Annotated in this window: 14 protein-coding genes; 7 read left to right on the plus strand and 7 right to left on the minus strand. The window is 65.9% G+C overall.

What is annotated here, in order from left to right:
- Positions 1–82: 82 nt before the first annotated feature.
- The 4 genes from FHG66_RS15190 to FHG66_RS15205 form a co-directional block, all read right to left on the minus strand.
- Entirely contained in the window at positions 83–1,273 is a 1,191-nt protein-coding gene (locus FHG66_RS15190; RefSeq protein WP_139077912.1) for a cation:proton antiporter domain-containing protein, read from the minus strand.
- A gap of 94 nt (positions 1,274–1,367) precedes the next feature.
- Complete coding sequence (locus tag FHG66_RS15195) at positions 1,368–2,297, minus strand: ribokinase (protein WP_139077913.1); 930 nt, start codon at positions 2,295–2,297, stop codon at positions 1,368–1,370.
- 4 nt (positions 2,298–2,301) lie between these two features.
- The gene (locus FHG66_RS15200) at positions 2,302–2,754 is read right to left on the minus strand and encodes an RbsD/FucU family protein (protein ID WP_139077914.1); all 453 of its coding nucleotides are present in this window, start codon (positions 2,752–2,754) and stop codon (positions 2,302–2,304) included.
- Between the two features lie 9 nt (positions 2,755–2,763).
- Positions 2,764–3,816 (minus strand): ABC transporter ATP-binding protein, encoded by a 1,053-nt coding sequence (locus FHG66_RS15205; protein ID WP_139077915.1) that lies wholly within the window; start codon positions 3,814–3,816, stop codon positions 2,764–2,766.
- 236 nt (positions 3,817–4,052) lie between these two features.
- Between FHG66_RS15205 and FHG66_RS15210 the strand changes: the two genes are divergently transcribed.
- The 3 genes from FHG66_RS15210 to FHG66_RS15220 all read left to right on the plus strand — a co-directional run bounded on the left by FHG66_RS15210 (position 4,053) and on the right by FHG66_RS15220 (position 7,843).
- On the plus strand, positions 4,053–5,705 hold the full coding sequence (locus FHG66_RS15210) for a type 2 periplasmic-binding domain-containing protein (protein ID WP_139077916.1): 1,653 nt from the start codon (positions 4,053–4,055) through the stop codon (positions 5,703–5,705).
- An 88-nt stretch (positions 5,706–5,793) separates the two neighbouring features.
- Complete coding sequence (locus FHG66_RS15215) at positions 5,794–6,900, plus strand: carbohydrate ABC transporter permease (RefSeq protein WP_139077917.1); 1,107 nt, start codon at positions 5,794–5,796, stop codon at positions 6,898–6,900.
- Between the two features lie 10 nt (positions 6,901–6,910).
- A complete protein-coding gene (locus tag FHG66_RS15220) occupies positions 6,911–7,843 on the plus strand; it encodes a carbohydrate ABC transporter permease (protein WP_139077918.1) in 933 nt (310 codons plus the stop codon).
- 75 nt (positions 7,844–7,918) lie between these two features.
- Here the strand turns inward: FHG66_RS15220 and FHG66_RS15225 are convergent, their stop codons facing one another.
- Together FHG66_RS15225 and FHG66_RS15230 are read right to left on the minus strand one after the other, a co-directional pair.
- Positions 7,919–8,158 (minus strand): Lrp/AsnC ligand binding domain-containing protein, encoded by a 240-nt coding sequence (locus FHG66_RS15225; RefSeq protein ID WP_139077919.1) that lies wholly within the window; start codon positions 8,156–8,158, stop codon positions 7,919–7,921.
- Between the two features lie 76 nt (positions 8,159–8,234).
- A complete protein-coding gene (locus FHG66_RS15230; protein WP_139077920.1) occupies positions 8,235–9,137 on the minus strand; it encodes a response regulator transcription factor in 903 nt (300 codons plus the stop codon).
- Between the two features lie 128 nt (positions 9,138–9,265).
- On the opposite strand from FHG66_RS15230, the gene hisB reads away from it, so the two are divergent.
- Together hisB and hisH are read left to right on the plus strand one after the other, a co-directional pair.
- A complete protein-coding gene (hisB, locus tag FHG66_RS15235; RefSeq protein WP_139077921.1) occupies positions 9,266–9,853 on the plus strand; it encodes an imidazoleglycerol-phosphate dehydratase HisB in 588 nt (195 codons plus the stop codon).
- Positions 9,850–10,476: an imidazole glycerol phosphate synthase subunit HisH gene (gene hisH / locus FHG66_RS15240; RefSeq protein ID WP_139077922.1), complete on the plus strand. Its 627-nt coding sequence runs from the start codon at positions 9,850–9,852 to the stop codon at positions 10,474–10,476. The genes hisB and hisH overlap by 4 nt, the downstream gene beginning before the upstream one ends.
- Before the next feature lie 13 nt (positions 10,477–10,489).
- Here hisH and FHG66_RS15245 read toward each other — a convergent pair whose 3' ends face one another.
- Positions 10,490–11,302: an alpha/beta fold hydrolase gene (locus FHG66_RS15245; protein ID WP_139077923.1), complete on the minus strand. Its 813-nt coding sequence runs from the start codon at positions 11,300–11,302 to the stop codon at positions 10,490–10,492.
- Between the two features lie 141 nt (positions 11,303–11,443).
- Between FHG66_RS15245 and hisA the strand changes: the two genes are divergently transcribed.
- Both hisA and FHG66_RS15255 read left to right on the plus strand, forming a co-directional pair.
- Entirely contained in the window at positions 11,444–12,163 is a 720-nt protein-coding gene (gene hisA, locus FHG66_RS15250) for a 1-(5-phosphoribosyl)-5-[(5-phosphoribosylamino)methylideneamino]imidazole-4-carboxamide isomerase (protein WP_139077924.1), read from the plus strand.
- Positions 12,163–12,615 carry a hypothetical protein gene (locus FHG66_RS15255; RefSeq protein WP_139077925.1) on the plus strand — a complete coding sequence of 151 codons (453 nt, stop codon included), beginning with the start codon at positions 12,163–12,165 and terminating at the stop codon, positions 12,613–12,615. The genes hisA and FHG66_RS15255 overlap by 1 nt, the downstream gene beginning before the upstream one ends.
- The last annotated feature ends 79 nt before the right edge of the window (positions 12,616–12,694 follow it).

The following is a 12,694-nucleotide window of genomic DNA, read 5'->3' on the forward strand; positions in this document are numbered from 1 at the left end:
CACCTCATACTATCCTGCCATGATATTGAGACTTAGTCGCAACAATTCAAGTGGATTGAGAATAGTTCGCAAAGATCGCAGGTCATGCGGATGCGATGGCTGCCGGCGTCAACCGGTCGGCCAGCTTGAACATGAATGGATTGATAGCGATCGACAGGAGGGCGGCCGCGAGCACAAGATCATGCGTGCCGGTCGACAGAACGCCCAGGCTGGTGCCCAGTCCCGCCAGGATGAAGGTGAACTCCCCTGCTTGGGCGAGGCTTGCCGCCACGATAAGGCCCGTGCGCCAGTCCTGCCGGAAGGCCCAGGTGATGAGCAGCGCGGCGACCGCCTTGCCGAAGACTACTATGCCCAGAAGACAGATCACGGCGACCGGCCTCTCGATCAGGATGCCCGGATCGAACAGCATCCCCACCGACACGAAGAACAGGACGGAGAACGCATCCCGAAGCGGCAAGGATCGTTCGGCCGCGCTGTGGCCCAGGGGCGAGGCCGCAAGGACCAGCCCCGCCACGAAAGCGCCCAATGCGAAGGAGGCGGCGAACACGGCGTAGGCCAGCCACGCGATGCCCATGGCGATCGCGAGGACGCCCAGCGTGAACAACTCGCGCGAGCGTTCGTGCGCGATGAGGATCAGCGCCCCGGGCAGAACCCGTGTGCCTACCACGGCCATCAGCAGCACGAACGCCGCCACCTTGAGCAGCACCGCCCCGGCCGGCACCAAGAGGCCGGCCAAGCCCCCGTCCCCCTCGGCCGCGGCGACGATGGGGAGGAGGACCAGCGCCAGGACCATCACCAGATCCTCGACGATCAGCCAGCCTACGGCCAAGCGGCCGGTCGGGCTTCGGACCTGCTGGCGTTCGTCGAGCGCCCGGATGAGCACTACCGTCGATGCGACCGATACCGAGAACCCCATCAGCAGGGCCTCTGCGTGATCCAGCCCGAAGCCCAGGCCCAAAAGCCAGCCGAGCCCCGTCGCCGCCGCGATCTGGCTGATCGCTCCGGGCAGGGCGACGGTGCGGACGGCCAGAAGGTCCTTGGGCGAAAAGTGCAGCCCGACGCCGAACATCAGGAGGATCACGCCGATCTCGGCCAGTTGGGGCGCGAGATGGACGTCGGCCACGAAGCCCGGCGTGAATGGCCCGACGACGACCCCGGCGAGAATGTAGCCCACAAGCGGGGCGAGCCGGAGGCGGTTGGCCACGAGTCCCAGTACGAAGGCCAGAACGAACCCCGTGACAAGCAGGGTGATCAGGCTGTGGCCTTCATCCATCGGTCACCCGGCATGCGTGTGGAGCGTATGCGCCATGTGCGGCACCGGAGCGGGCCGACGCAAGGGCGCACTCCGCAGGAGGGATGCTCCCGCGTCAGGACGGCCGGGAGAGAAGCGCCTCGATCTCGGCCCGCATGGGCATGGCTGGAGCCGTCCCCGGCCGGGTGACCGAGATCCCTGCCGTAGCGATGCCGAACCTCACCGCATCGGCTGGCGAGCGTCCTTCCGACAGAGCCACCGCGAAACCACCGTTGAAGGCGTCGCCCGCGCCTGTCGTTTCCACGACCGGCCCGACGTGGATCGCGGGCAGGTGCAGGGCGGCTCCATCGCCCGGCACGAGCACGGCGCCTTGGGCTCCCAGCGTCACGACCGCGCCCCCCGCTCCCATGAGGATCAGCATCCGTCCCGCCGCTTCGGCTGTGATAGGGTCATGGACAAGGAGCCCGGTCAGCGCCTCGGCCTCGCTCTCGTTGGGAGTGACCCAATCGCACAATGCGAGCATGCCGTCCGGCAAGGGCGCAGCAGGGGCCGGGTTCAGGATGGTGACGACCCCGGCTTCCTTGGCCAGTTGGAGGCCCCGGATCGCGGCCGGAAGAGGCTGCTCCAACTGGGTGACGAACACGGACGCCCGGCGGATAAGGTCCGCCCGAGCGTCGATGTCCTCTTCGGAGATGTCGCCTGCCACGCCGGGCGACACGATGATGGCGTTGTTGCCGGTTCCGGCTTCCAGAAAGATATAGGCGGCTCCGGTATAGCCTTGCTCGCTGAAGGCCACCTCGGGGGTCACGCCTGCCTCGGACCAGGTTCTGAGCGCGAGGTCGCCGAACGCGTCCCTGGCCAGCCGGGACAGGAAATGGACCTTGCCCCCTGCCTTGGCGGCCGCGACGGCCTGGTTCGACCCTTTTCCACCGGGTCCGAGCGCAAAAGAATCGCCCATGACGGTTTCGCCCAGCCGCGGCTGGCGGGCCGCGCGGTATGCGGTGTCGGCGACGAAGACGCCAAGAATTACGATGGGGCCCAGCATCGGATCAGTTCTCCGGGGGGATCACGCCCTTGCGGAGCATGAAGCATCCGTAGAAGCGGCGCTCGCCGGTCTGGATCACTGCATAGGCGGTCCGCGCCTTGTCGTAGAACGCGAAGCGCTCGATGCTCACCATCCGCTCCTTGCGGCCGTCGGCGGCATCGATGGCGTTCTGGACCTCCATCTGGACCGGTGGAATAGTGGAGGGCTCGCCCACCACCTCCATCCGGCCCGCGAAATCGTCCACGAAGGTGTCGAGAGGCAGGACGGAAAGGATGGCCTCGATGGCCTCGGCCGCGCGAAGGTTTTCCATGTGCAGAAGTTCGCCCAGCACCGTCTCGCGGGCGATGCTGTCGGCCGGAAAGTTGGTGTCGCAGATGACCAGCAGATCCCCGTGTCCCATGGCGCGAAGCGCATAAAGCACGTCGGCGTTGAGCCGGTTATCGATCCCCTTGAGCATGTCGTCCCCTTAGTTGATGCGCTCGCCCGTTCCGGCATCGAACAGATGCGCGCGGTTCGGGTTTGCCTGCAAGCGAATGCGGTCGCCGGGCTTCACGCCCAGCCGGTCGCGCGACACGGCAACGACTTCGTTGCCCCCCAGGTCCGCCACGAGGTGGGTTTCTGAGCCCGTGGGCTCCACGACCTTGATCATCGCCTCGACGCCGGGCCGTTCGATGCTGCCGCCGAGTTCGAAATGCTCGGGCCGGATGCCGTAGATGATCTTGCGCCCCTCAGCAGCCGGGGCGGGCATCCGCATCCCGCCAATGTCCACGAAACCGCCCTGCCCCACGCCTTCGATCAGGTTCATGGCAGGCGATCCGATGAAGCCCGCGACGAAGGTGTTCACCGGACGGTCGTACAGGTCGAGCGGAGCGCCCGCCTGCACGATATGCCCGTCGCGCATGACTACGATCCGGTCGGCCATGGTCATGGCCTCGATCTGGTCATGCGTGACATAGACGGTGGTGGTCTTGAGGCGCAGGTGCAGGGCCCGGATCTCGGTCCGCATCTGGACGCGCAGCTTGGCGTCGAGGTTGGACAACGGCTCGTCGAACAGAAAGACCTTGGGATCGCGCACGATGGCCCGGCCCATAGCGACCCGCTGCCGCTGTCCGCCCGACAGCGCGCGCGGGTATCGGTTCAGATAGGGCACCAGCCCGAGGATGTCGGCCGCGCGGCCGACCCGCTGCGCGATCTCCTCCTTGGGCATCCGCGCCATCTTCAGCGCGAAGCCCATGTTCGCGGCCACGGTCTTGTGGGGGTAGAGGGCATAGTTCTGGAACACCATGGCGATGTCCCGTTCGGAAGGCGGCAGGTTGTTCACGACCCTGTCGCCGATCCGGATCTGGCCCGAGGTGATCCCCTCGAGCCCCGCGATCATCCGCAGGAGGGTGGACTTGCCGCAGCCCGACGGGCCCACAAGCACCACGAACTGCCCGTCCGGAATGTCGAGATCGACGCCATGGATGACCTCGAGCCCCCCGTAGGTCTTGCGCAGGTCACGGATCGCGACGTCGGCCATCACCCCTCCTCGGTGTCCTTTTCCCAAAGTCGTATCGAAGCCAGCCGAGCCTGTCCATCGACCCTTTCATACTAGCATGTCAGGTTGCTTGACTTGGGAACGGAACATGGGAAGGGTCTGACCATCCGGCGATGCCCGGACCGGACGGCCCACCGCCACAAGACCCCTCAAGGGGCGGGGCAAGGGCGCGGAAACGACCGGTTCGAAAGCGGCCGAGACCAAGGGGAGACGACCACATGAAGCCGAATATGTTCGAACTTGCCGTGCGATCCGCGGTGTCGCGGCGCGGCTTGCTCAAGGGGGCGGCCGGTCTGGGCGCGCTGAGCGTCATGGGCCTGCCGCGTGGCGCATCGGCCCAGGACGCCGCCGCTCTGCGGGCGCAGATCCTGGCCATTCCGGGCGTGGGCATGGGCAGCCCGACTGACGCACATTTCCAGCAGGTCGGGGAACTCTGCCTCGGCCCCACCCGCGCCAACGTCGCCGAAGGAGAGTTCGCAGGCGTTGAGCTGACCTTCATGGGGCTCAACAACCAGAACCTGCACAACATCCTGTTCCGTGGCTTCCTGAAATCCTGGGAGGACTACACCGGAGCCAAGATCAACTGGATCGATTTGGCGCAGGCCGACTACAACCCGCGCCTTCAGCAGGCCATCGCCACCGGCACGGTGGATTTCGACATCGTGGAGATGGGCGCACCCTTCGAGGGCGACACGGCCGGACGGGGGCTGCTCGACGAGATGCCCGACTGGGTCAAGGAGCAGATCGACATGGCCGACTACGTGGGCTACCTGCAGCCCCCCGTCGGCACCTGGGACGGCAAGACCTATCGCATCACCATCGACGGCGACTGCCACACCTTTGCCTACCGCAAGGACTATTTCACCGATCCAGCGATCACTGCCGCGACCGGCATGACCGAGCCGCCGACCCTGTGGTCGCAGGTCAACGACTTCTCGGTCAAGGTGAAGGGCCAAATGGACCCGCTCACCGGCATCGAGGCCTATGGCTTCCTCGATCCGCTCAAGTACCAATGGGGCGGCTTCGGCTTCTACTTCCTCGCGGACCGTGCGACCGCTTATGCCAAGCACCCGGACGACGCGGCTTGGCTGTTCGACCCCGACACAATGAAGCCGCGCATCAACAACCCGGCCTGGGTGCGCGCGATCCAGGACGTGATGGACCTGCAGGCCGCCGGGGTCTATCCGCCCGATCAGATCAACGCCGATCCGAACACGACCGCCTTCTCACAGTTCCTGGGCGGCACGGGCGGAATGCTTACTTGGTGGGGCGATGTGGGCTCGAACGCGCGCACCTCGGACACATCGGTGGTTGGCGACGTGGTTGGCTTCTCCATCAACCCGGGAAGCGAGGACGTCTACAACGCTGCGACAGGCCAGTGGGATAAGCCCGAGGGCGGCAACTTCGCCCCGAACCTCGCCTATCTCGGTTGGGGCATCTACGTCACCAACCGCGTCTCGGGCGATGAGCTCAAGCGTAAGGCGGCTTGGTCGGCGGCGGCGCATCTGGGCGGCCGCGACATCTCGCTCTGGATGGCGACCTACCCGTCAGGCTTCCAAGCCTACCGCAACTCCCACTTCCAGTACGATGAATGGGAGGCCGCGGGCTACGATCGGGCCTTCGTCGAGGATTACCTCGGGTCGAACCAGGACAGCTACAACCACCCGAACGGCGCCATCGAGCCACGCATCCCCGGCATCTTCCAGTACTACTCAATCGCCGAGGACGAGTTGGTGAAAGGACTGTCGGGCCAGTATGCCAGCGCGCAGGAGACGGCGGACGCCATCGCCGCCGCCTGGGAAAAGATCACCGACCAGATCGGTCGCGACAACCAGATCGCGCTCTACAAGGCATCGCTGGGCATGAACTGAGCCCTCGGGCGCCCCGCCCCGGGGCGCCTCCTTCACCATGCGGGCGGGAGGGCGTGACGCCCATCCGCCCCTCTCGACGGGGATCAGGTTGAGCACCACCGGCGACCTCCTTCATGTCGTAACGGCCGACGACCTGCCGCCCGGCCGGATCGCGTTTGGGCGCGGGCTCATGTGGGGCACGGGCCTGCTGCTCTGCCTCGCGGCGGCCCTGCAGACCGCGCAGGCCATGGGGGTGATAGACCTCGGCCTGGAGACCTGGAGACCCACGCTTTATGCCTTCATCACCTGGGCCATAGCCCTGTGCTGGGGGCAGGTCCTGACCCGGGGGGAGCAGGGCAAGCGGGCGCTGTTCGTGCTGCCGGCCGTGCTGTTCGTCGTGGCCCTGACGGTGTTCCCCCTCCTGTTCGGCCTTCTGATCGCCCTGTCGGACTGGAACCTGAGCTCGCCCACCGGGCGGCAGTTCAACGGGCTGGACAACATCCGACAGATGTGGACGGACCCGTTCTACTGGAACGCGCTGGGCAACATGGGGTGGTATTGCCTCGCCATCGTGGTGGAGTACGCCATCGCGTTCGGCTTGGCTCTCCTCCTCAACGCCGAGATCCGGGCCCGGAAGTTCTTTCGCGTGGCCTTTCTGCTGCCCCTGATGCTGTCGCCGGTCGCGGTGTCCTGGATGATCGGCAAGTCCATGCTCGAGCCGCGCTTCGGTCCCCTGGCCCGCTTGGGGCGTGCGCTGGGCTGGGACACCCCGTCCTTCTTCGGCGACCCCCTCGTGGCCAAGCTGACCATCATGGCCATGGACGCCTGGACCTACATTCCTTTCATGATGATCATGCTGCTCGCGGGTCTTCAGGCGATCCCGAAGGAAGTGCAGGAGGCCGCTCGGGTCGATGGAGCGTCCGGCTGGCGCGGGTTCTGGGAAGTGACTTTCCCGCTGATGCTCCCTGTGTCGCTGACCGCGATCCTGATCCGCATCATCTTCAAGCTGAAGCTTGCGGACATCGTCATCAGCGTGACATCGGGGGGCCCGGGCGGCGCGACCGATACGGTGACCAGCTTCATCTTCCGCGAATACCGCGACCGGTCCAACGTGGGTTACGGCACGCTGCTCGCCATGGTGTACCTGGTCGTGATTGTGATCGCGATGACCATCCTGATGAAGATCGCGGACCGCTTCACGCGGCCAAGGACCTGAGGCGCCGACGATGACCTTGCAGACCGCCGAAGCCCCGATCTTTCGCGATAGCGAGACCGACCTGCGGCATCGGGCCCAGTGGTGGACCGGGAGTCTCGCTGTCTATAGCGCGCTGATCCTTTGGGCGCTCATCTGCCTTTTCCCGATCTATTGGACGATCACCACGAGCTTCAAGATGGCCCCGAATGTGATGCAGGGCCACCTAGTCCCGTTCGTGGACTACCAGCCGTCTTGGCTGGGCTGGCGGTCCCTAGGAATGTCACCGGACACAATCGGCACCGAATCCTCGCCCCGGGCCGAGTTCATGAAGCGGTTCATGAACAGCCTGATCGTGTCGGTCACGGCTTCCACCCTCGCCGTCATCCTGGGAAGTCTCGCGGCCTACGGGCTCTCGCGGTTCTCGTACCGCTGGGCTTGGATGCGGAACCCGGACATCTCGTTCTTCTTCCTGAGCCAGCTGATCCTGCCGCCGGTCGTGCTCGCCCTGCCCTTTCTGGTGCTCTACAAGGCCCTGGGCCTTCTGGACACGCGCATCGGACTCATCCTGCTTTATACCCTGATGGTTCTGCCCATCGTGATCTGGATCATGCGGGACCAGTTTGCCGGGATCCCCACCGAACTGGAGGAGGCCGCGCTGGTCGATGGCCTGACCATCTGGGGCGCCTTCGCGACCATCATCCTGCCCATCGCGCTGCCAGGCATGGTCGCGGCCTTCATCCTGAGCCTCGTTCTAACCTGGAACGAATACTTCTTCGCAGCGCTCCTGACCTCGACCCACGCCAACACGCTGCCGGTGATGGTGGCATCGCAGACGGGTTCGCAAGGTATCAACTGGTGGGCGATGGCGGCGCTGTCGACGGCCGCCATCCTGCCGCTCGTGGTGATCGGCATCATCCTGGAACGGTTCATCATCAAGGGGATGGCAGCCGGCGCGTTGAAGTGAGCGTACGCCTGTTCGTGACCCTCAACCGGACGGCTTGACGGTTCCGCACGCGCCCCCTGGACCAGGGGCCCGAGTTCAGAAGGCCTTGAACGTAAGTGTCGTGAGCGATCGCTCGATGTCGGGAATGTCGAGCAGCTGCTCGTTGATGAAGTGGCCGATATCGGCATCCTCCGGGACATAAAGCTTCATCAGCAGGTCCCAGTCGCCGCTCGTCGAGTAAAGCTCGGAGTGGATCTCCTTGAGGGCGATGGCTTCTGCGACCCGATAGGTCGAGCCGGGGCGGCAGCGAATCTGGACAAAGACGCAAGGCGACATGCGGGGCCTCTGAGGGAGTCAGGTCGACTGGGAGCGTCGCACGGCGTCCGGCCGGGGGACAACCCGGCTTGCGCAGTCAGGCGAGATGGAGGCGCCGCCCGCCTCCGGCGATCCGCGCGGGCGGTTCGGGGCGGCTGACCGGCGGCAGGGGCTCGAAGGCCGGGAGAGTGGCAGCCGGCGTGACCGCGGGAGGTGCCGATGCCTCGGCTGGCGGCTGCTGGGGAGCCGGGGCCGGCCCTCCCAAGCCAGGCCGCTGCTCGTTCATGGTCGCATAACGCCGAGCCAGGTCGGACAGGAGGCCGCGGGTCTCGGCCGCGCTGAGAACCGTGCTTGCGGGATCGGAGACCGACGCAGGTTTGAGCGCCGGTTCTTCCCGAGACTCCGACCGTGCCCCGGCGAGCATCTGTCCGGGCATCAGGTCCAGGGGCGCCGGAGCAGGCGCGACAGGATCCGAGACGGAGGCCGTTCGTGCCGGGCAGGCGGGCGACGGAACCATCCGATCGGCAGGGTTCTGCGGTCCCGGAACGACGCCCACCGTGGCTGGATCTTCGGCCATGTCAGCGAGATCGTCCTCAAGTTCGTCCGCCAGATCCGGCTCGGGGCTCCGATGACGCCGGGATCGGGACCGGACCGCCGACAAGGCAAGCTGGGCCAGGGTGCGGGGGTCCGTCTGGCGGCCAAGGACCGCTTGGAGCGAAGGGATCAGTTCGAACAGCTCGTCAAACTCGGTTCCCTGGCGGTCGGACAGGAGAATCGCCCCTAGGCCTGGGTTGCGCCACTCGGCCAGGAGCGCGACATCATGGGCCAGCCGGCCGTCCACGGCTTCGCCCAGCACCAGGACGTCCACGATGGCGAGGCGGGCCGCGTCCTTGGCGGGCTGGACGCGCCCGAAGGAAAGCACGTCGAAGCCCTCATGCGTGAGGGCCGCCGCGATCTGCGTCCGGAGAGCCGGATCCTCGTCCAGAATCATGACCTGCATCGCGCTCTCCTTCTGAAGGCGTCGAGGCAAGGCTAGGCGCGGTTGGTTTAACGAGTCCTGAATCCTGCGGCCTTGACGGTTCGACCCGCGCGGGCCATGCGATCGGGACCACAGCAAGAGGACGGGGCATGCGGCAAGCCACCATCACGCGCACGACGCGCGAGACCGACATCACCGTGACCGTGAACCTTGATGGAACGGGTCGGTCGGACTGCCTGACAGGCGTGGGCTTCTTTGACCACATGCTGGACCAACTTTCCAAGCATTCGCTGATCGACATGGAGGTCCGGGCCAAGGGCGACCTGCATATCGACGACCACCACACCGTCGAGGATGTGGGCATCGCACTGGGGCAGGCCCTGGTTCGCGCCCTAGGCGACAAGCGGGGAATCCGACGCTACGGCCACTTCGCTCTCGTGATGGACGACGCCCGTATCGAGGCCGCGCTGGACCTGTCCGCTCGTCCATGGCTGGCCTTTGAGGTGGAGTTTCCGACCCACAAGATCGGAACATTCGACACCGAACTGGTCCGGGAGTTCTTCCAGGCGCTCTCGACCCATGGAGGCATCACCTTGCACGTGGACAAGGTCCGTGGCGTCAACAGCCACCATATCGCCGAGGCGGCGTTCAAGGCCCTTGCAAAGGCGCTTCGAATGGCTGTGGAGTTCGACAGCCGAGCGCAGGACGCCCTGCCTTCAACCAAGGGTGCGCTGTGACCGTCGCCTTGATTGATATCGGGGTCGGGAACCTACATTCGGCCGAGAAGGCCTTTGTCCGCATGGCGAAAGGACAGCCGATCCACGTCACGGACGATCCGGAGGTCGTTCGCCGCGCCGACCGTATCGTGCTTCCAGGTGACGGAGCCTTCCCTCATTGCCGCCGCGCTCTGGCCGGGGTGCCGGGGCTCGAAGAGGCCATTCTGGAAGCGGTCCGGGCGGGCAAGCCGCTGTTCGGAATCTGCGTCGGGATGCAACTCCTCGCCTCCGTGGGCCACGAGTTCGAGACGGTCTCCGGCCTGGGGCTCATTCCGGGCGAGGTGGTGCGGATCGAGCCTGCGGATCCATCATTGAAGGTTCCGCACATGGGGTGGAACGACCTTGTCGTGACGGGTGCCCATCCGGTGCTCGACGGGATCGCCACGGGCGATCACGCCTACTTCGTCCATAGCTGGCAGATGAAGGTGTCGGATCCGGCGCACCGTCTGGCCCATGTCGACTACAGCGGGGACGTCACCGCCATCGTGGGCCGCGACACCGTGGTCGCGACCCAGTTCCATCCGGAGAAGAGCCAAGCCACCGGCCTGCGGCTGATCCAGAACTTTCTCGAATGGACCCCCTAAGGGGGGACGCCACTCAGGCCAAGAAGTCGAGCAAATCCTGCGTGGCTCGTTCGGCATGGGTCGCCAGGAAACCGTGCGGCGCGCCGTCGTACTCGATCAGCTTGGCTTGCGGTATGATTTTTGCTGCGGCCCGACCTGTCGGATCGATGGGAACGATGGCATCGGACGTTCCGTGGATGACCAGCGTCGGCACGTCGAAGGCTGCCAGGTCGACGCGGAAATCCTCCTGCCACGCATCGATGCAGGCGATGGTGGCCCTCGGGCTTGCCAGCAGGGCCATGTGCAGCGACCAATGCAGGACGCCTTCGCTCACGCCGGACAGCAGACCCTGACCGTAGAAGCTCTTGAAGAACCCTTTCAGGAACTCGGGCCGGTCCTTCACGAGGGCGGCCTGCATGCCCTGCAGCGTGTCCTTCGGCACACCGTCGGGATTGTCTGTGGCCTGCACAAGGTAAGGGGCGATAGAGCCCAGGAGTGCCGCCTTGCGGACGTTCCGGCCCTGATGCCGGGACATGTAGCGGCTCACCTCTCCCCCTCCCATGGAGAAGCCGACGATGGCCGCATCCTGAAGGCCCAGGGCGTCGATCACGCTGGCAAGGTCGTCGGACAAGGTGTCGTAGTCGTAGCCCGCCCAGGGTTGCTCGGACCGACCGAAACCGCGTCGATCATAGGCTACCACGCGGTGGCCTGCCTTCGCGAGATGGTAAGCCTGATGCTCCCACGAATCCGCGTTGAGCGGCCAGCCGTGGATCAGCACGACCGGGCGGCCCTGCCCCCAATCCTTGACGTAAAGAGCGGTGCCGTCGGCGGCCTCGATGCGGGGCATGTCCATCCTCCCTGTTGCGCGGGGGCGATAACGCTAGGGCAAGCGAGCAGTTCCCCTAAGCCAGCCCAAGGCAGGGGGGCGCATTGAACTCCCCGCCCCCACGTGCGAGATCAGGGGCCCGTCCTGCGCCCGAGTTCTCCCATGATCCTATATCCCGCCATCGATCTGAAGAACGGTCAAGCCGTGCGCCTCCTCCGGGGCGAGATGGACGCGGCGACGGTCTTCAACGACGATCCCGCATCCCAGGCCCGCACCTTTGTGGACGGCGGAGCCGAATGGCTGCATCTCGTGGATCTAGATGGGGCCTTCGCAGGGGAGCCGCGCAATGCAAGGGCCGTGGAATCGATTCTGGCCGCTTGCCCTGTCCCCACTCAACTGGGCGGCGGCATCCGCGATCGCGCGACGGTGGAGCGCTGGTTGTCGGCGGGTCTCCGGCGCGTGATCCTCGGCACTGCGGCCGTGGAGAACCCCAACTTCGTGCGCGAGGTGGCCCGGGCCTATCCAGGGCAGGTGGCCGTGGGCCTCGATGCGCGGGGAGGCAAGATCGCGACGCGCGGTTGGGCTCTCGAGACCGAGGCCACGGTCACCGACCTTGCACGGGCCTATGAGGATGCCGGCATCGCAGCCCTCATTTACACGGACATCTCGCGGGACGGCGCGATGCAGGGTCCGAACGTCGAGGCCACGGCCGATCTCGCTCGGAGCGTGTCCATCCCCGTGATCGCCAGCGGCGGCGTCTCCTCGCTCGATGATCTGGCGCGGCTCAAGGCGACCGGTGTCATTGCAGGCGCCATCGTTGGACGGGCGCTCTATGACGGCGCCGTGGACCTGCGAACCGCACTCGGGTTGCTTCGCGACTGATGGCCATTCGCTGGCAGGAAATCGTCGTCATCCCCGAGATCGAGGAGGACGTGATCTGCGACTGCTGCGGCCAGCCCGCATGCAGCGCGGAAGGACGGCTCGTCCACAACGAGGCGCCGCTTGGACGCTTCTCGGTTCGCTGGCGGCCCGGAGAGCCGGATCACCCCGCGCGGCATGTGCTGTATCTCGGGGACTGGAACCGCAAGGGCGGGATGGACGACGGCCCTGCCGTGGCCGCTGCCGACTATCGCGGGGGGGAGAACCACGGCTTCTACCTGCGCGATGATGCTGCCCAGCTTCTTCAGATGCTCCGGCCTTGGCGCCCGCATTTCATCCGCCGGGCCGATGCGATCGGCCAGCCCCTTGGCGAGGTCCTGTTCGCCATGCTGGATGCCATCCACGTCAAGGATCCCCGCCTCCAGGATATCCGGAGCTGGGCCATCACGCCCTGACACGCTCAGACGGCGGCTCTCCGGTTGCCTTTCACGGGAAGAGTCGGACGGGCCGGGCCGGGCTGGTCGAAGCCAATAG

It is taken from the genome of Rubellimicrobium rubrum, from assembly GCF_006152115.1.
GTDB lineage: Bacteria > Pseudomonadota > Alphaproteobacteria > Rhodobacterales > Rhodobacteraceae > Rubellimicrobium > Rubellimicrobium rubrum.